This window comes from Okeania sp. SIO2B3 (assembly GCF_010672525.1).
GTDB lineage: Bacteria > Cyanobacteriota > Cyanobacteriia > Cyanobacteriales > Microcoleaceae > Okeania.
The window spans coordinates 22,479-41,328 of the sequence record NZ_JAAHGH010000067.1 but is presented as its reverse complement, the minus strand read 5'-3'; the positions used below and the strand labels follow the sequence as shown (position 1 = coordinate 41,328).

13 protein-coding genes are annotated in these 18,850 nt (G+C 33.9%); 8 read left to right on the top strand and 5 right to left on the bottom strand.

All coding sequences use genetic code 11. The annotated features are described in order from the left end of the window. Positions 1 to 1,296: 1,296 nt before the first annotated feature. Positions 1,297 to 2,211: a S1 RNA-binding domain-containing protein gene (locus F6K15_RS27435; RefSeq protein ID WP_293067069.1), complete on the bottom strand. Its 915-nt coding sequence runs from the start codon at positions 2,209 to 2,211 to the stop codon at positions 1,297 to 1,299. Between the two features lie 122 nt (positions 2,212 to 2,333). Further along, positions 2,334 to 3,071, bottom strand: coding sequence for a dienelactone hydrolase family protein (locus tag F6K15_RS27430; RefSeq protein WP_293067067.1), 738 nt, complete (start codon positions 3,069 to 3,071; stop codon positions 2,334 to 2,336). 238 nt (positions 3,072 to 3,309) lie between these two features. Between F6K15_RS27430 and F6K15_RS27425 the strand changes: the two genes are divergently transcribed. From F6K15_RS27425 to F6K15_RS27400, 6 genes are all read left to right on the top strand, one after another. Then, positions 3,310 to 4,293, top strand: a complete 984-nt coding sequence (locus F6K15_RS27425; RefSeq protein WP_293067064.1) for a GntR family transcriptional regulator — start codon at positions 3,310 to 3,312, stop codon at positions 4,291 to 4,293. A gap of 1,257 nt (positions 4,294 to 5,550) precedes the next feature. Next, positions 5,551 to 5,712, top strand: a complete 162-nt coding sequence (locus F6K15_RS27420; protein WP_293067061.1) for a hypothetical protein — start codon at positions 5,551 to 5,553, stop codon at positions 5,710 to 5,712. Positions 5,713 to 5,759: 47 nt separating this feature from the next. Then, a complete protein-coding gene (locus tag F6K15_RS27415; protein ID WP_293067059.1) occupies positions 5,760 to 6,413 on the top strand; it encodes a nitroreductase family protein in 654 nt (217 codons plus the stop codon). A gap of 288 nt (positions 6,414 to 6,701) precedes the next feature. Further along, on the top strand, positions 6,702 to 8,633 hold the full coding sequence (locus tag F6K15_RS27410; RefSeq protein WP_293067056.1) for a hypothetical protein: 1,932 nt from the start codon (positions 6,702 to 6,704) through the stop codon (positions 8,631 to 8,633). A 970-nt stretch (positions 8,634 to 9,603) separates the two neighbouring features. Then, complete coding sequence (locus tag F6K15_RS27405) at positions 9,604 to 10,011, top strand: sulfotransferase family 2 domain-containing protein (protein WP_293067053.1); 408 nt, start codon at positions 9,604 to 9,606, stop codon at positions 10,009 to 10,011. A gap of 183 nt (positions 10,012 to 10,194) precedes the next feature. Further along, a complete protein-coding gene (locus F6K15_RS27400) occupies positions 10,195 to 10,638 on the top strand; it encodes a tetratricopeptide repeat protein (protein ID WP_293067050.1) in 444 nt (147 codons plus the stop codon). Positions 10,639 to 10,761: 123 nt separating this feature from the next. On the opposite strand, the gene fetB is transcribed toward F6K15_RS27400, so the two are convergent. Then, positions 10,762 to 11,532, bottom strand: coding sequence for an ABC transporter permease (gene fetB, locus F6K15_RS27395; protein ID WP_293067047.1), 771 nt, complete (start codon positions 11,530 to 11,532; stop codon positions 10,762 to 10,764). Between the two features lie 536 nt (positions 11,533 to 12,068). After that, complete coding sequence (locus F6K15_RS27390) at positions 12,069 to 12,272, bottom strand: hypothetical protein (RefSeq protein ID WP_293067044.1); 204 nt, start codon at positions 12,270 to 12,272, stop codon at positions 12,069 to 12,071. Positions 12,273 to 12,956: 684 nt separating this feature from the next. Here F6K15_RS27390 and F6K15_RS27385 point away from each other — a divergent pair. Together F6K15_RS27385 and F6K15_RS27380 are read left to right on the top strand one after the other, a co-directional pair. Then, entirely contained in the window at positions 12,957 to 14,111 is a 1,155-nt protein-coding gene (locus F6K15_RS27385; RefSeq protein WP_293067042.1) for a DegT/DnrJ/EryC1/StrS aminotransferase family protein, read from the top strand. A 1,011-nt stretch (positions 14,112 to 15,122) separates the two neighbouring features. Beyond that, the gene (locus tag F6K15_RS27380) at positions 15,123 to 16,859 is read left to right on the top strand and encodes an AarF/ABC1/UbiB kinase family protein (protein ID WP_293067040.1); all 1,737 of its coding nucleotides are present in this window, start codon (positions 15,123 to 15,125) and stop codon (positions 16,857 to 16,859) included. Between the two features lie 412 nt (positions 16,860 to 17,271). Here the strand turns inward: F6K15_RS27380 and F6K15_RS27375 are convergent, their stop codons facing one another. Beyond that, on the bottom strand, positions 17,272 to 18,495 hold the full coding sequence (locus F6K15_RS27375) for a transposase (RefSeq protein ID WP_293067038.1): 1,224 nt from the start codon (positions 18,493 to 18,495) through the stop codon (positions 17,272 to 17,274). Positions 18,496 to 18,850: the final 355 nt, after the last annotated feature.

Sequence of the window (18,850 nt, the reverse complement as noted above, 5' to 3'; positions counted from 1 at the left end):
ACCTACATCTACATAAGAGTTAGATAACATCTGTTTTATCCCTTGAGTTATGTCATTCTGTGTAAATCTTATTGAGATTTCTGTTTTGACAGTCTGATTTTCATCAAGAACGAATCGCACTTCCTCTTTATTTATAAGACTATAAAATAATATCATATTAATAATTATTATATTTAATTGATTAAAATATTTATAATTTAAATTGATTTTGGCAAAAAAAAGTTCAAATGAGCTATCAAAGACCAAATTTTAGGGAAAAATCACGATTTCATGCCTGTATTAGCAATCTTTTCATAAACGCTATAAGTCTTGATATGCAATAAATCCTGGATTTTTGCTTATCGGTCAATTTTGATGTATATTAATAACAAGTCTGCAGCTCTGCGTTGGTGCTTACAAAAATGAAAAAGAGAATTAGTGAGTGGGAGTGCGATCATAAAATAGTATCGATCAGAAAATACAGTTCAGTTAAGGATTTTTTTGGCAATTCTGTAATCTGAAGAGCTACTCTAATATTTTCATATCTGATAAGTTTTGGTCTTATCTAAACCGTATTGATTGATTAAGATTGATAATGAGATCAAATCCGCTCAGGTTCGGTATAAAAAAATGTTCCATATGAGCGCCATTGCCAAATCTTTCTCAATATTCCCCTCCTGGGAGCAGGGCTAATATCATGTCCGGTTGAACAGTTATAAATAATTAGGCAGGAGACAGGAGACAGGAGGTAGAAGACATATCCAGAAAAAAGGGAGTAGGCAGTAGGGAGTAGGCAGTAGGGAGAAATAATTGATGATTTATGTGTGAGAATTGATTTTATTTTGGATTTTTGGAGATGTCTAGTAGGTAGGAGACAGGAGATAGGGAAAAAAGTGTTTTCATCACGCTATTATCCGGACATGATATAATTCTTTGCCTGAGGAGAATATTTACAACTCTATATTTTTGGTTAACTAATCCTAGCAAGATGTACGAAATTTCAAAGGATACAATTTTTCGCTCGCGTGACAATAAATTGACCCTACTCCCCCACTCCCCCACTCCCTTTTTCTAAGGGTGACAATAAATTACCCTGCTGCCTACTGGGAGGGGCCTGCGGGTGAGTCCCCATCTCCCCATACTCCCCACACTCTTTATCTCATTACACCAATGCTACTGCATTTGATATTATTCCCTCTTGTTCGTGCCATTTAATATTGATAAAAATTTCGACTAAAAATTGCTGAATAAGTGCCAAGACCTATTCAGCCTTCCTTGCTCATAAGTAAGAGAACAAATTCAATTTAACAGCCACAACTACTGTAATTGAGGTAAAGCCTTTTTTGCCCTTTCTGCACGAGCATCTGCCGACTCCATCACTTGATCAATTTTTTCCAACATTTCCCCTGGATAATTTTCTAGCACCTTAGTCGAAAGAGAAATTCGCTTTCGACCTTCATCTAAATCAACAATTAGCGCCTTAATCAGATTACCCTGTGCAAAAATTGTTGATAAAGAATCAACCCGTTTTTGACTAACTTGAGTAATATGCAGCAAACCAGTTAAACCCTCTAAATCTACAAAAACCCCAAAAGGTTTCACTCCAACAACATTTCCTTCAACCAACTGACCAACAACTAACTTACTAAAACCAGCAGATTGAGCAGCCAAACGCTGAGACATTACAATTTTCTTCTTTTCTTGGTCTAATTCCAAAAAATTGACTGTCAATACTTGGTCAATCAATGACTCCAAATTATCCTTTGCCAGAAGATGGGAGCGCGGAATAAAACCCCGCAAAGATTGTACATCCACCGTCACCCCACCCTTATTCGTGCCAATTACTCGAACTTGGAAAGACTGACCACCTTCTTGTAATTCAATCAAATTCTCCCAAATTTGATTAATTTCTAGCTGCTTGATAGAAAGAAGCACTTCTCCTTCTGCATTTTGCTCGCGGATAATTAGGAAGTCCCGTTCTAGCTGTAATGGTAGTGCTTCCGATAAATCTTGTGTTACTCCCAAGAAAGCTTCTTGAATGGGTAAAAGAGCTAAAGACTTACCCCCTATATCAATGTATATACCTTCAGATTCATAACTATATACTTTTCCAGTGACTATTTGTCCTTTTTGAAATTCATAATTATATTGAGGTTGTTCGAGAGCTTTAGCAAAATCGTCCATGGAAAAGGACTGTTTACTTTCTTGAGAGCTGCTTGATTCGGGATTCATTACGGTAAAAAAAACACTAGACTACTTCAATATAGCTAATCTTTGGGGCATTGTTAGAAAAATAACCTATAGCAAAAGTCAAAAGTTAAAAGTTAAATTATTACTTTATATAGCTTTTTTCTTTACAATTCTTGACTAAAAAGTTCCTTTGTCTTCACCCAAGCATCAGCAGCAGCTTCAGCATTGTAACTACTACGATGGTCACAAAAGAAACCGTGGTCTGCTGGATAACGAAATACTTGATGTTTAATTTGATGTTTCTGTAATTCTGCCTCTATTTGGTCTACCTGTTCTATGGGAATTAAAGGATCTTCTGTGCCAAAGAAGCAATATATCGTACCACTAATTTTCGGAGTGAGAGTAATAGTAGGTTCACCACCACCAGGAGTACCAGTGGCAATACCAGCTCCATAGAAAGAGGCAGTTGCTTGAATTTCTGGTAAAGTTGCTGCCAGATAACTCACATGGCCTCCAAAACAGAAACCAATACAACCAAACTGGTCTACCTTAACAGTAGGTAGGGTTTTGAGATAATTTATAGTAGCTTGAATGTCACTGAGTAGTTCTGAAGCTTTGGTTTGTTCTTTATACTTGCGCCCCAGTTTTACATTTTCCTCAGTATAGCCCACTTCAAAACCGGGAGCTTGACGTTGGTAGATTGAGGGAGCGATCGCTACATAACCTTCTTTGGCAATTTTTTCTGTTACTTCTCGAATATGGGCATTGACCCCAAATATTTCTTGAATTACTACTACTGCTGGAAATAGATTTTCTTCTACTGGTTGTGCTAGATAGGAAGTTATTTCTAGGTCTCCGTTGGGGACTTGAATATGAGCTGTACGGATTTTTAATTCTGTCATATAGTTGCTATACTCCGAAGTTATTAGGTCGCAGTTTGTAAGTATTGAGATGGGAAAAGTTTACTTAAATCCTGATTCAAAACTAGATGCTATCCAGTTGATTGTTCAGAATACATAATAATTGCTCAAGCCATTAATATCAATTTAATTAAAAGATTTAATATGACTGAGTTCTTGACGAAGCAAAAACTAAAATTAGAACATGAAAATTTATTTCTGAGCAGCAGTTTTTTCTACTATGGTTAATTTTCAGATTAAAACAGATAGTGATATTCCTGCATCAAACCAATTATTTAATCAAATTCGGTTTGCCATAGCTTCCCGAAAGTTTCCTCCTGGCCATCGACTGCCTAGTACCCGACAACTTGCGATGCAAACTGGTTTACATCGCAACACTATAAGTAAGGTATATCGTCAACTTGAAGATATTGGTCTTGTGGAAGCTCAAGCAGGTTCGGGTATTTATGTTAAAGCACAAGGAAATGAGGGAGGGTCAAGGTTAAAGTCTCCCATTTATGAAAAGTATCCCCATGCCAGTAATATAGTCAAGGGTGGCTTGGATGAATTACTGTCCCAAGGCTGTAGTCTGAATGAAGCTAGAGAAATGTTCCTCACTGAGATTGACTGGCGACTACGTTGTAGTGCCAGGGTATTAGTTACAGCTCCCTCTAATGATATTGGTATTGGACAGTTAATGGCTAAAGAGTTGGAACAAGCTCTTAATATTTCTGTGCAAGTAGTTCCTTTAGAAGAACTGGGTAGAGTTATAGATGAAGTATCTTCTGGAACAGTTGTCACCAGTCGATATTTTATTGGGAAAGCTGAAAAAATAGCTGCTCCTCAATCTGTACGAGTCATTCCAATTGATATATATGATTATGCTCAAGAATTTAAGTTGGTTAATAATTTATCTCAGGGAAGTTACTTTGGTATAGTTAGTCTCAGTTCTGGTCTACTAAAAGCTGCAGAAGTAATTATTTACAGCTTGCGTGGAAATGACATAAATGTAATGACTGCGCAACAGGAAGAAACCCACAAAATTGATGCTATTGTGCGGATAGCTGAAGTAATTATTTGTGACAGATTTAGTCATGCTAAAGTTAAAGCTGCCGTACAAAAAAACAGAGCAGATATTATTCGTCCACCACAAATTAAATGCTTTGAAAATTACATTGGTACAGAGTCAATTAATTTATTGAAACGAGAGTTGGGTTTGGTATAGTTACTGCTACAGATTATGCAATATGAAGAACAATTAGATAAAATTAATATTAATTTATTCCTTATTTCCCATGTTTATGCTGCTATAACTTTATATGGCATTTTTATAGCAGTTTTCATGTTTCATAGAATCAAGAGATTTTGGCTGAAAGGCAGCTATGCTGAGGGCAAAAGGCAGAAGCTTTGTAGTCAACATGAGTGAAAACTGCTATAAATATTGTGGAGCTTAATAATTGCTGAATATAGCAGTACTAAAAAATCTCTATAGCAATCCTTTTTAATTTGTAATATTTTAGTGGCAGTCAGGAGCCATAATTTTAGAAGTTTTCAGTTTAAATTAAATACTATAAAAATTTTCACAACCAATTTAGAATTGCTATATCTATAATTTAGGGCTTGCTGATTAAATCTAAAAGCATTGACATATAAAGGTTGAGCGCATTTTTTAGTTAAAAAAAGTCCAAGCTTAATGGTCTTAATGGTTCAAAAAAGAGCGCATATTAGGCGCATAGTTGGGCAGAATAATCCCTTGATTATTCTTTCTCCTACCTCCTCTATAATTCCCCGTTCCTCCTGTCTTCCCCTCCCCTCCTGGGAGGGGCCCGCGGGTGGGTTGTCTCCTGTCTCCTACCCTTACCCATAAGACTAGTGAAGCGCAAACCCTAATTTAGGGCTTGCTGATTAATTATCAAAGTATTGATACATAAAGGTTTGAGCATTTTGAGGAGTGAAAACAGTGCGCCTGTTTCACTTGATTTCGCTCAAAAAGATAGCATTTTGGCCTGACTATGGCAGAAAAATCATTCTTACAATTGTTACTCCTACCTCCTCGCTCATTCCCTGTTCTTCCTGTCTCCTGTCTTCTGTCTCCTGTCTCCTGTCTCCTACCCTTACCCATAAGACTAGTGAAGCGCAAACCCTAATTTATTCTTATTCCATTTTTCTGTCAATCTTAGTTTCACACCTTACAGCGGTTTTCCTGCACGGTAGACCACAGTAGGGGGGTTTTGCTGTCGCATAACTCCGTTAACGCTCCGCGACATATAAAGCGGCAGCTCTACGTCAGCAAATGGCCATTGCCCCTATAGCCCACATTCGGAACTTCAAGAGCGTATCATTAAAAGTAGTATATAAATTTGTATTTTGGTAGGTATTTATACTATGCAAATTATCTCAATTACTTTTTTCGTTCATCAAATTCCGAGTCAAAAATTTACGCATAAATACTTGTTTGATTGATTACTCGATCACGGCAGTTATGATTTTCTTCTCAAATTCTGTCTCCTGTCTCCAGTATAGCTGTCTCCTGACTCCTTCTTCGGTTGCTACATTTTGTGGTGCGGAATGTGGGCTACAGGGTTTTGGTGATGACGATGTGGTTTATCAATCTGAAAAGCGCTGTAAAATAGAAAAACTATAGTTCAATCAGAAATCAAAAAATCCAACTACAAATTACATTTTGACTTTATGGAACCTAGTATTAACTTAAAGCAAGCTATAGAGAAACGTCGTTCTGCTCGTGCATTTAGTAAAAATTCAATTCCTAATGTAATCTTAGAAGAAATTTTACGTCTGGGTATGATGGCTCCCTCTGGTTTTAATTTACAACCTTGGCGTTTTATTGTGGTTAAGAAACAAGAGAATAAAGAACGACTTAAGGCTTGTGCCTTTAATCAACGGCAGGTAGAAGAAGCTCCAGTAGTTCTGATTTGTTGTGGCGATCGCCATGTATCTAAACCAGAATATATAGAATCTATAATTGAGTTGCGCAAAGAGCATGAAGCTATCAATGATACTTATGCAGATTATATGCGAAATTCAATTCCTAAAATGTTTGAAAATCCTCCTTCTTTTGAGTCTATGGAAGCTTGGATAAATAGGCAAGTAATGTTAGCAGTAGCTCAAATTATGCTCGTTTCTAGTAGTTTTGGGGTTGATAGTTGTCCTCTGGAAGGATTTATTACATCTCAAGTTAAAGCAGCATTTAATATTCCTGAGCAAGTAGATGTTTGCTGTTTATTAGCTCTGGGTTATGCTGCTGAACCATTTAAAAAATATGGTGGACGTCTTTCTTTGAGCCAGGTTTGCTTTCAAGAAACCTATGGTCAGGATTTTATATAATCAACAAATTATACTAATTTGAAAAAGAATATTACGAAAATTTGTTTCTATGGAACAGGAATTTTTAGCAAATATTTATCCGAATGGTTTTATTAATAATTTATTTCATATTCAGGATTTTTGATTTAATTACAACATCCAAAAATATAATACCTAAAATAATTAATACGTAAGCATTCAGCTCTCAGCTGGTGGCTGAGAGCTAATAGCTGAATGCGAGCGCATTCCGCAGGAAATGCTTACATTAATACAGCTAGCAAATTAAACAATAAAATTTTTAACTAGAAAATGAAAACAGCAATCAGAAATATTAATACTCAGATCTTAGAGGATAATTTACAAAAAAGCTGGCAATCTTTGAGAAATTTCAATGATGCTTGTAAAATTCAATGTGACTTAAAAGCTGGAACATTATTAGTGATTTGTGAGCATCCAGCAAATTTAGTTATAGATCGAGAAAAAACAATTTCTGAGTTAAAAGGTATAGTTCAAAAACAACAACTAGAATCTATTGAAAAAGTAGGTATTTGTTTGAATGTTATTGGTCATATATATCCTTATGCTTATCATTCATTTTTTACAAAGAGTCAGCAAGAAGAGTCTACATTAACTTTTTTGCCGAGATGGGTAGATGGAGATATGGGTACTCGAGTAAAAATTACACCAGAATTTTTAGATTCTTTAGATAATCCATTTGATTTAAAAAATTTAGAACAGATATCTATTAGGTTAGAGTCTGAGCTAAATACTAATGTTGAGAAAGAATATATTCCTGGAGATAATAGTCAAAATTCAGAGATTAAGATTACCTCAAAATTGCTGGATGATTTAGATAACCCTTTTGATATAGAAAAATTAGATATATCTCCTAAAAAATCCAGAAGAAAAACAAAACATTCTAATTATGTAGAACAAAAATCAACTGTTAATTTAAGTACCTTCTCTAAAGTAGAATTTCTCAGTGCAAGTTTAAGTTTGACAATTTTAATAGGCTGTTTTTATGCAATAACTCAACCCTGTGTTATTGGAAAATGTATGATTATACCCACAGCAAAAGAGTTAAATCTGCAGTCATTAGAAACAATCAAAAATGTTAAAAATTCTCTAGCCCCAAAGCAGGCACAAGAAAAGTTAGAAAAAGCAACTCAAAGTTTAGAAAAGATTCCATTTTGGTCAATACATTACTTTGAATCACGGCATTTAAAATCTACTTACCAAACAGAAATTAAAAATTTGGCAGGAATTAGAGAAGCTTTGAATAAAGGTCAAAAAGCGGCTCAAAATAGTAAAGGGTTGCCACTAAAAGTAGAAGATTGGGTGAAAATTCAATCACTTTGGCAGGATGCAATTGTTTTACTAGAAAAAGTACCAGAAGATAGTAGTGCTTATGCTTTTGCCAAGAATAAACTACAGCAATATCGTAAATATTTAGTGGCGATTAAAGGTAGATTAACCACAGAAGAAGCAGCAGATGAAAAACTAATTGCTGCTAAAAAATCAGCTCAGTTAGCAAATACTAGAGAAGTAGTAGCTCGGTTTCCTGAAAGCTGGAAAAGTGTATATTCAAGTTGGGAAGATGCCTTGGATAAAATGTCTTCTATTCCACCACAAACAACTGCCTATTTAGAAGCTGAAAATTTACTACCTCAGTATGAACAAAAACTTCAGTTAGCTGAGGAACGTAGAATTATAGAACAAATTGGTGAAGAATATTATAATCAAGCTATTAGTTATGCGAAACAAGCTGAAGTTTTTGAGAAAAAAGATAATTGGCAAGAGGCTGTGAAATATTGGCAAAATGCTCTAAATTCTGCTGAAGAAGTACCTACTACTTCTAGTTATTTTTCTAAGGCAAAACCTCTGATAAAATCTTATGATACTATTCTCAAAATAGCGCAAGCTAACCAGAGATTTTTGGATACTATAGCTAAAGCTCGTCAAGATTTAAGTAAGACTTGTAAGGGGACACCGAAAATTTGCGAATATAGTATTACGAAGGATTTAATTACTGTACGTTTAACTTCTGGTTATGTGGATAAAATCAAGAAAACAGCTCAGGACTTAAAAAGTAATAAAGATGAAAAGAGTTTGAATCAACTAGAAAAACATTTGAAAACTTTACAGATAGCTTTGAAGGCTATTAGTAATAATGCCAAGATTCCTTTAGAGGTTTATAACCCACAAGGTTTAAAAGTTGCTGCTCATGTTCCTAATAGTTGAAGTAGGGAAGTGAGGGAGTAGGGGAGTAGGAGACCAGGGGAGTGTTGGTAATTAACATCATACTTTTAGAGTGAGAATTTAGTTAAGATAAAAGTCTTAAATATCAGAAAAATGCTACTTTTTGAAAGTAGAAACAGGGTGATTTATTTCAGAAGCGATCGCTCAATTGGATAATTTTTCTAATTTTCTATTTTCATAATGATAATATCCTACAGATATAAATTGATTTTTCTTGATTTTCCTGAAAACAAAAAACTTCTATTTCCTTAGAAGATTAAGCCATCAGAAAACCCTTTGGATAGTAATAATACCAAAATTCCTTTAGAGGTTTATCACCCACAAGGTTTAAAAGTTGCTGCTCATATTCCTAATAGTTGAAGTATGGCAGTGAGGGAGTAGGGGAGTAGGGGAGTAGGGGAGTAGGGGAGTAGGGGAATGTTAACAATTAACATCATACTTTTAGAGCGAGAATTTAGTGAAGATAAAAGTCTTAAATATCAGAAAATTGCTACTTTTTGAAAGTCTAAATAGGGTGATTTATTTCAGAAGCGATCGCTCAATTGGATAATTTTTCTAATTTTCTATTTTCATAATGATAATATCCTACAGATATAAATTGATTTTTCTTGATTTTCCTGAAAACAAAAAACTTCTATTTCCTTAGAAGATTAAGCCATCAGAAAACCCTTTGGATAGTAATAATACCAAAATTCCTTTAGAGGTTTATCACCCACAAGGTTTAAAAGTTGCTGCTCATATTCCTAATAGTTGAAGTATGGCAGTGAGGGAGCAGGGGAGTAGGGGAGTAGGGGAATGTTAACAATTAATATCATACTTTTAGAGTGAGAATTTAGTGAATATAAAAGTCTTAAATATCAGAAAATTGCTACTTTTTGAAAGTAGAAACAGGGTGATTTATTTCAGAAGCGATCGCTCAATTGGATAATTTTTCTAATTTTCTATTTTCATAATGATCATATCCTACAGATATAAATTTATTTTCCTGAAAACCAAAAAAACTGCTGGCACATCAGTTGAAATTTCTTTATCTAGATTTTGTGGTGATGATGATGTAATTACTCCTATCTCCTTGGAAGATGAAGCTATTAGAAAACTTCTGGGGAAAAGGCCACAAAATTATTTAGATTTTGATGCTCATGGAAATGAATATAAAAAGTATTTCAACCATATCACTGCTAAAGAAATTCAAAGTGTTATAGAACCTTCAACTTGGGATAGTTACTATAAGTTTTGTTTTGAAAGAAATCCTTTTGATAGAGCTATATCTCGCTACTATTATAGCTGTCGAAACAAATCTATTAATTTTGATAATTGGCTGAAGAATAAGTATACTAATTTATTCCTAAAAGACAATTGAAATATTTACACAATTAACGATACAGTAGCAGTTTATTTTATTGGTAAGTATGAAAATATTCGCTCAGATTTAACTTTTGTCTGTCAAAAATTAAATATACCATTCGATGGGTATTTACCAAAGGCTAAAGGATTTTTCAGAGATGATAACCGCCCTTATTATGAATTTTTGACTGCCTAACAAATGCAAATTATCGGTGAATGTAACTCAAACGTTATTGATTTATTAGGTTATGGCAATAAAAATCAAAATAATCACAATATTTCAATTTCAGACAAAGAAAAAGAACAAGCAGAAAATTATACTGAAGAATATTACAATCAAATAGGATTTCTACTACAAAATCAAAGAAAATTAGAGGAAGCTGTGATTGCTTATGCTCAAGGAATTGGAATTAATCCCAAAAAATCTTGGGCTTATTATCATACACTAGGTGGTATTTTTCGAGAAAATAATCTTTATGGAGAAGCAATAGAAGCTTACTATCAAGCTATTAAAATTAAACCAGATTTTCCCTGGACTCACTATCATTTAGGAGTAGTGTTAAAGAAACAAGGAAAATTAGATGAAGCTTTCACTTATTATCAAAATGCTATAGATATTGGACTCACTATTATTGAAGATTAGTCTTAGAGAAATTAAAACTAAAACTCATAAAGTATCGATCTATAGACTCATATACTTTCCTTCTTTCTTCTTTCTTATTCTTTCTTATTCCTTCTTCCCTCTTCCTTCTTACTTTTTCCTTCTTTATAAATTTTGCAATTGTGCATCCTGATTAAAAAATTGTCTACATAAACTATAAGTAACCAATAAACTTGTAATCAAATTTGCAAAAGCTAAAAGAAATATAATTAATATTTGATATGCCACAGCATCTAAAGGATTAATACCACTTAATAACTGACCAGTAACAATACCAGGAAGCGTAACTATTCCAACTACCATCATTAAATTTAAAGTAGGTATTAATGCAGCACGAACAGCATCTTTTCTATATTTAGCAACTGCCTGTTGAGGAGTCGCTCCTAAACTTAAATAAGTTTCAATTTCTACTGGACTAGAATTAATTGTACTGACAAGTCTTTCTCCAGCGATCGCTGCTGTATTCATGGCATTTCCTAATACTATTCCTACTAAGGGAATTAAATATTGAGGTTCATACCAAGTATCAGGTTGAATGACTAATAAGTTGGTATAACTAATACTTAAAACTGTACTTGTTAAAATCGAACCCCAAACTAAAGGTAATAATCGAGGTATTTTTTTACTAATTCTATTTCTAGCAACAATAGAAGCAACTGTTAACATAATAGTAATCATAGCAACCACCAACCAAGGTTGTTTATTCTCAAATACTATTTCTAATACATAGCCAACAAATATTAACTGTACAATAGTACGAATTGTGGCTATTAACAGTTGCCATTCTAATCCTAATTTTTGCCAAGCTGATAGACCAATAGCTATAGCAATAAGTCCTAAAGCCATAGCTATATCTGTAATTGTTAATTGAATCATATTTTTTACTTATACCAAATTAATATTAAGTTGCATAGAATAATATTTTAATCAGAGTTGACTGTAGATTCAGACAGACAAATTAATAAATTTCATAATTTTTTGCAACTTCACAATAAAATTGAATTATATATTAGTTAGTAAAAATCATAATGAACCTGAATAGAAGTATTATGATTTCTGGTGATATATGACTGATTTATATTAATGTATATTCTGAGATTATAATTTCCATAAAACTTAGCTAGGAATAGTGAATTATAATTACTGATATGAGGATTCTTGGGATGAACTTTAATATTAGTTAATAGCCTCATTCATATCATCATAATCTACAGCAGATTCAGGGTAAGCATTTCCTGTGGAATGCTGCGCAAACAGCTATCAGTTATTAATTCATTGCCTTGAGAACAGGAATTAGTATTAAAAAATTTAAGGATAATTATAAAGTATTGGAAAAAAATTGACCTTAACCTTAGTAGTGTATATACATTATCTATGAAACAGCTAAAAGCTGACCGCTAATAGCTGAATGCTTACGGTTCAGGAGGATTTTCAATACCTGAATTATGAATATCAGGCAGCACTTTTAAAACTAAGCCACCAAAGCGATCTGCACATCTCTTTTGCATACTCTCTATTAACTTTTTACCATAGTAATATTTTTCTTCTTTCCAATACGCATTCTCTTTTTTTCCAGTTTCTTTATTGTCAACTGTAATAACAAAATATTTTGACATTGTATTCTCCTATTATGAGTTAAGAATAGACAATTATAAACCAGTACGGTTTCCTACGGAATGCTGCGCAAATAGATCAGACCAAAACTCATAAGGTATGGAATAATTAGAGCCACTCTTCAGATTACAGAACTACCAAAAAAAATCCTTAACTGAAATTTCTTGAATTATAAACTCTTAGGCAAATTAAAAATTTACTTGTCTTGGCAATAAATTCAAGCATTTATTCTAGATGCAAATATATCAAAGATAAAAAGAATTATACTACTACCTAAAGTTATAGATTAAGTCATTTCAGTTATCAGTTATCAGTTATCAGTACCTCTAGCTAAAGCATTGGGATTGAAATAAGGAATATTCTTTTTTTTATTCCCTTAAAATAGAAGACTTTCGAACACAATTTTTCGGTAAAGTTTTGATTGAGTTAATACTAGAAAATATCTATCTTTAGATTGTAGCTAAAATTGTATTTTAGCAATCTTATTTGAGTTGTGAGATATTGTAGATTTTAGGAAATAGGAAATAGGGAATAGGTATGGGAGAAACACCGAAGCAATAAAATTATCACAAATGATTTAGGATTGCTATTACAAGACTCACGTTAACAGTAGCTTGATTTTCTAAGTCAGTTATCATATCAAGAAATTTTACTAGCCTTTTATTCTTTAATTTCTCACTCTGAATATGACTAATGTTCCACCCTTAGATTTAACACAACAGTATAAATCAATCGCTGAAGAAATAAACAGCAGAGTCCAAGAAGTATTCAGCTCTGGTCGCTATATTGGTGGCTCTATTGTTGATGAATTTGAACAACAATTTGCTAACTATATAGATGTATCTCATTGCGTATCCTGTAACTCTGGCACTGATGCTCTATTTCTAGCTTTACGAGCTGTAAATATTGGCCCTGGTGATGAAGTAATTACTACTCCTTTTACTTTTTTCGCTACTGCTGAAGTAATAAGTGCTGTGGGAGCAACACCAGTTTTTATCGATATTGACCCCCAGACTTTTAACCTAGATATTGAACAACTCCAATCAGCAATTACTGAAAAAACAAAAGCTATTTTGCCAGTACATTTATTTGGTCAACCAGTAGATATGACCAGGTTAATGGCGATCGCTCGTTCCCATAATTTAATAGTTATAGAAGATTGTGCCCAAGCTACAGGGGCTGAATGGTCAGGAAAAAAAGTAGGAAGTTTTGGTGATATTGGTTGTTTTAGTTTTTTTCCTACTAAAAATTTAGGAGCTTTTGGAGATGGGGGTGCTTTAGCTACTAATAATTCGGCGATCGCTGACCAAGTACGGATGCTCAAAAATCATGGACAGTCTGCTAAATATTTTTATGAACATATCGGTATTAATAGTCGCTTGGATACCATACAAGCTGCAATTCTGCAAGTTAAGTTGCGTTATCTAGATAGTTGGAACGAGCAACGTCGCGGTCTAGCAGATCGTTACTTTGAATTTATGAGTGGAATAAATGCTGTAGTTCCTCCTCAAGAGTTGGCTGGTAGTAGATGTGTTTGGAATCAATACACGATTAGGCTCAAAAGTCAAGATTTAGAAGCTACAGTAAAGTCTCGTTTTTCTAATTCTCTGCGTAATTGGATTCGTATTCAGTTACAAAATAAAGGAATAGGTTCAATGGTTTACTATCCTACTCCTTTACATTTACAGCCAGTTTACAAATTTTTGGCATTCCGTCAGTTGCCAGTAGTAGAACAAGTTTGTCATCAGGTTTTGTCCTTGCCTATATTTCCGGAACTTTCTACTCAACAACAAGAACAAGTTATATTTGCTTTGAAGGATTGTTTACAAGAACTTTTATAGTCAGGAATTACGCCAAGGCACTACATATAGCAGATAAAAACTATAGCACTATGGTATATATAGTGTTTTTGTTGGAAAAATGCGTAAGTTCTGATAGTGTTGACTTTAATATTTCTTTAAAATTTATTTTTGAAATTTGTAGTTTTGTATACTATACTTAATAAAAATAAAAAAAATTTAATTTAATACAGCAGGGATAAATTTTTTTATACCTTCTGAATCACTCAAAATCTGCCAATTAGTTAAGAAGAAAAAAGGTGCAACAAACAACAAAAAGATGAAGGAAAAATTTCAGCTCTAAGCTCTAGAAATATAGCTAAATATAGAAAAGTAACAATTGCTCGTTACTGAGAAGCCGCAAATATCCTTGACTTATTTTTGTTGTGAAATATAATCTCCTTTTTTCAGATGACTTACACAAAAACCCTATATGTAGTAAACAGAAACTATAGTGCCACACTATATATAGCGATTTGCCAGAGAAAAGCCAAGGAGAAATATCATCTCCTTTTTTCAAATGACTGAGGAAAAACTCTATATATAGTAAACAGAAACTATAGTGCCACACTATATATAGCGATTTGCCAGAGAAAAGTCAAGGAGAAATATCATCTCCTTTTTTCAAATGACTGAGGAAAAACTCTATATATAGTAAACAAAAACTATAGTGCCACACTATATATAGCAATTTGCCAGAGAAAAGCCAAGGAGAAATATCATCTCCTTTTTTCAAATGACTGAGGAAAAACTCTATATATAGTAAACAGAAACTATAGTGCCACACTATATATAGCGATTTGCCAGAGAAAAACCAAACAGCCTAAGTCATGTTTAACTAGCTATAAGCTTTTGGCAGCTCTGGTTAAAATTCCCGACAACCACAAGCGATAGTTTAGAAGGAGTGGCCTATCCCCTTCTCCCACGTTAAAAAAAATGAATACAGCTGAGTGCTTAGTGCTTCTTTAACTCAACTCAATAAATAAAAAATATAAAAAGAGGAAAATATTAAAAGTGGATGACAATCACTTTAATTCAACAAGACGGTACGACCCAGAAGCGATCGCTAAATATTACCGTTACCGTCCCTGGTTAGTAATTTGGAGATTTCTCGTTATAGTTTTGTCTTTTGCTAGTTTTCTACTAGGAGTTTTATGGGATAAATGGCAATATGACAAGGTTGAAGATACTCCCGAACGAGCTACCCAACTGCGAAAAATCCTAACTCGCTTAGGACCAACATTTATTAAAGTAGGCCAAGCATTATCCACAAGACCAGATTTAATTCGTCAAGACTTTTTAGAAGAACTGACAAAACTACAAGACCAGTTACCACCTTTTGATAATCAGAAAGCAATCTCAATTATAGAGACAGAGCTAGGTCAAAACATCAACAACATATATAGCGAAATTTCTCCCAGACCAGTTGCAGCAGCTAGTCTGGGTCAAGTTTATCAGGCACGTCTTCGGACCGGAGAAGTAGTAGCAGTAAAAGTTCAACGACCAAACTTATTGCCTATTATTACTCTCGATTTATTCTTAATGCGCTGGGGAGCAAGTTGGTTAGCTCCCTGGTTGCCTCTCAATCTTGGCCATGATTTATCTCTGATTGTAGATGAATTTGGCACAAAGCTATTTGAAGAGATTGATTATATCAATGAAGGGCGAAATGCAGAAAGATTTGCTACTTATTTTGCCGATGACCCAAGTGTGAAAGTACCATCAATATTTTGGCGTTATACTACCATCCATGTTTTGACCTTGGAATGGATTGATGGCCTAAAATTATTAGATACTGAAGCAGTTAAAGCAGCAGGTCTTGATACTGATACTTTGATTACTGTAGGGGTTACTAGCGGTCTACGTCAATTACTAGAGTTTGGCTTTTTTCATGCAGACCCTCATCCCGGTAACTTATTTGCCTTAAAAGATGGTCGGATGGCCTACATTGATTTTGGCATGATGGATCAATTGGAGCAGGATACTAAAGAAAATTTGGTTGATTCAGTCATTCATTTGATTAATAAAGATTATCAAGAGTTGGCTAAAGATTTTGTCAAACTTGGATTTTTGGCACCGGATGTTGATATTCAGCCAATTGTACCAGCTTTAGAAATAGTGCTGGGAAATATTTTGGGTGAGAAAGTTAAGGATTTTAACTTTAAGACAATTACAGATAAGTTCTCGGAGTTGATGTTTGAATATCCATTCCGAGTTCCCGCTAAGTTTGCCTTAATTATTCGTTCTTTGGTCACTGAGGAAGGTTTAGCTCTTTCCCTAAATCCAAATTTCAGAATAGTTGATATTGCTTATCCTTATGTGGCAAGAAGATTATTAAAAGGTGAGTCCCCAGCATTACGTCGTCGGTTAATTGAGGTATTGTTTAAAGATGGAAAGTTTCAGTGGCAAAGGTTAGAAAATTTGATTGGCATAGCTCAAACAGACCAAAATTTTGATATACTACCTACTGCTCAATTAGGTTTACAATATCTTTTAAGTGAAGAAGGTGAATTTCTCCGAAAAAAATTGATTCTAGCAATGGTAGAAGACGACCGAATTCACACAGAAGAAGTTAGTCGTTTATGGGGTTTAATTCAAGGTGACTTTCAACCAAGTCGTTTGTTTAATATTGCTTTAGGTGCTCTAGCTGAATTTTCTACACAGAGAGCTACTGCAATTTTACCTTCTGTAATGGCAATGACAAATTTTCAAGTGAGGAGTCAGGAGTCAGAACTCAGGAGTCAGAATTGAAGAGTTTATTTTGTAGATAAATCATCAGGAAAATCAGCAATAAGTAGTCATAATTTTCCCCTAAAATATTCTGTAAATTTGTAATTCAACGACTCTTATACTTGAATTATTATTGCTCAAAAAAAGCATGAATTAATTGATGTCTTGATATTACTGAATTACAGGTATAGTGCTACGGAAAAGTTAGAAGTTAGAAGTCAAAAGTCAAAAGTCAAAAGTAATCTCTGATTAACTTTTTCCTGTTAACTTTTTCCTGCGGAAATCCTCCGCAAACAAGGTTTAGTAGTGTCCTAACCTAAATCCGTAGTCCTATAAAAATAAATTGGTTAATTGTGAAGTTCTCTCCCGTTAAATCAGAGATGATAACGGGAGCTTCTCAAACAAAGAAGTTTCTTGTTTTGCTGACGCAACGCTACGCGAACACAGGCTGACTAATGCCTAAGCCTCCACAAGCAGACAAGATGATACCCACCTCGTTTAACGCTTTATTTAATATATTAATTGCAGCGTTTTCATCTCTATCTAAAACTACTTTACATTTAGGACAAGAATGAGTTCTAACTGATAAAGTCTTAGGAACTTTGTGGCCACAATTACTACAATTTTGTGATGTATTGTGAGGGTTAACTTTAATGACATGAACACCGCGTTTTACCGCTACTGCATTCAATTTTTCAATAAATGCTCCCCAGGCTACATCATAAATTGATTTTGATAGTTTCGTGTTTCTAGCTAAACCTCTAATGTTTAGGTCTTCCACAGCAATTAACTCATATTCTTTAACTAATTTATGAGCAGTTTTATAATGAAAATCTTCTCTTTGTCTAGCAATATGTTGATGTAGTCTAGCTATTTTATTTTGTGCCTTTTTCCAATTGTTAGACCCAATTTCTTTTCTAGATACTTTTTTTTGCTTTCTTGCTAAATTAAATTGAGATTTTCTATAAAATTTAGGTACATAAACAGTCTCACCAGTATTGGTAGTTAAGAAGTATTTTAAGCCTACATCAATACCTACAGCAGTTTTGATATTTTCTGTAGGAATTAAACTAGGAATCGACTTATCTTCTAAACTGAAACTTATATAATAACCATCAGCTTTTTTGGTTATAGTTGCAGTTTTAATCGTAAATCCATCTGGAATTTGTCTATGAACTATGACTGGAATAGCACCAAACCTCGTAGTAATTATTTGTTTTCCGTCAAATTTAATTACTGCTTTGGAATGATTAAATCTACTGAAACAAAATGACCGTAACTTTCCTGATTTTTTAAATCTTGGTCGTCCTCCACGCTTACCCTTTTTGTCAGGTATTAGCCAACGCTTCCAAGCTTTATCTAGTCTTTGTAAGTTAATTTGTTGAACTTCCGAATATATTTCCTTGTAATCAGGAAATAACTTTTTTGTCTGTTTAAGTGCTGATTGCTGAAAATAATAATCTGGTCTACTGGAAATCTCGCCAATAGGACATGAAATTAATGAACAACGGTCAATTTGACATCTAGTTCTGTTTAACCAATCTAGTCTTTGGCCTAAAGCATAATTGTAATGCTTCCGCAAAAGTTCTAGCCAATAATCAATTTTGACTGACTGTTCACAAGTAGGCTTAATTTTGTAGCAATGAGTAATTATCATAATTTTATACTACTCTTTAGTGCTATATTTGAACAGCAATCGAAACCTATTTAATTTGCAGCTCGGCAATTCCCCTCCTGTTAAATCGCAGATTATAATGGGAGACCCCGAGACCGTATCAAGTTGGATTGAGGAAGGAAAACGAAAACAATCTGGTTAATCCAAGTTTTTTTCCCCTTTTAAAAAAAGCTTTACCATTAAATTCTACGCATTACTACGACATGAAAAACAGAAACTATGCGGAGCATAAAAAAAGCTTATTTTAACCAACCTACTTTAGCAAATAAAAAGTATTAATTTAAGGAAGTATTTTTTTGTGTATAATCTCCCTCAACCTCCCTATTTTTTAATCGCA

What these genes read in the sequence shown, in the direction of transcription:
- F6K15_RS27435 (WP_293067069.1), bottom strand. Translation starts at nt 2,211, where the DNA reads ATGAATCCCGAATCAAGCAGCTCTCAAGAAAGTAAACAGTCCTTTTCC.
- F6K15_RS27430 (WP_293067067.1), bottom strand. Translation starts at nt 3,071, where the DNA reads ATGACAGAATTAAAAATCCGTACAGCTCATATTCAAGTCCCCAACGGA.
- F6K15_RS27425 (WP_293067064.1), top strand. Translation starts at nt 3,310, where the DNA reads ATGGTTAATTTTCAGATTAAAACAGATAGTGATATTCCTGCATCAAAC.
- F6K15_RS27420 (WP_293067061.1), top strand. Translation starts at nt 5,551, where the DNA reads ATGATTTTCTTCTCAAATTCTGTCTCCTGTCTCCAGTATAGCTGTCTC.
- F6K15_RS27415 (WP_293067059.1), top strand. Translation starts at nt 5,760, where the DNA reads ATGGAACCTAGTATTAACTTAAAGCAAGCTATAGAGAAACGTCGTTCT.
- F6K15_RS27410 (WP_293067056.1), top strand. Translation starts at nt 6,702, where the DNA reads ATGAAAACAGCAATCAGAAATATTAATACTCAGATCTTAGAGGATAAT.
- F6K15_RS27405 (WP_293067053.1), top strand. Translation starts at nt 9,604, where the DNA reads ATGATCATATCCTACAGATATAAATTTATTTTCCTGAAAACCAAAAAA.
- F6K15_RS27400 (WP_293067050.1), top strand. Translation starts at nt 10,195, where the DNA reads ATGCAAATTATCGGTGAATGTAACTCAAACGTTATTGATTTATTAGGT.
- fetB (WP_293067047.1), bottom strand. Translation starts at nt 11,532, where the DNA reads ATGATTCAATTAACAATTACAGATATAGCTATGGCTTTAGGACTTATT.
- F6K15_RS27390 (WP_293067044.1), bottom strand. Translation starts at nt 12,272, where the DNA reads ATGTCAAAATATTTTGTTATTACAGTTGACAATAAAGAAACTGGAAAA.
- F6K15_RS27385 (WP_293067042.1), top strand. Translation starts at nt 12,957, where the DNA reads ATGACTAATGTTCCACCCTTAGATTTAACACAACAGTATAAATCAATC.
- F6K15_RS27375 (WP_293067038.1), bottom strand. Translation starts at nt 18,495, where the DNA reads ATGATAATTACTCATTGCTACAAAATTAAGCCTACTTGTGAACAGTCA.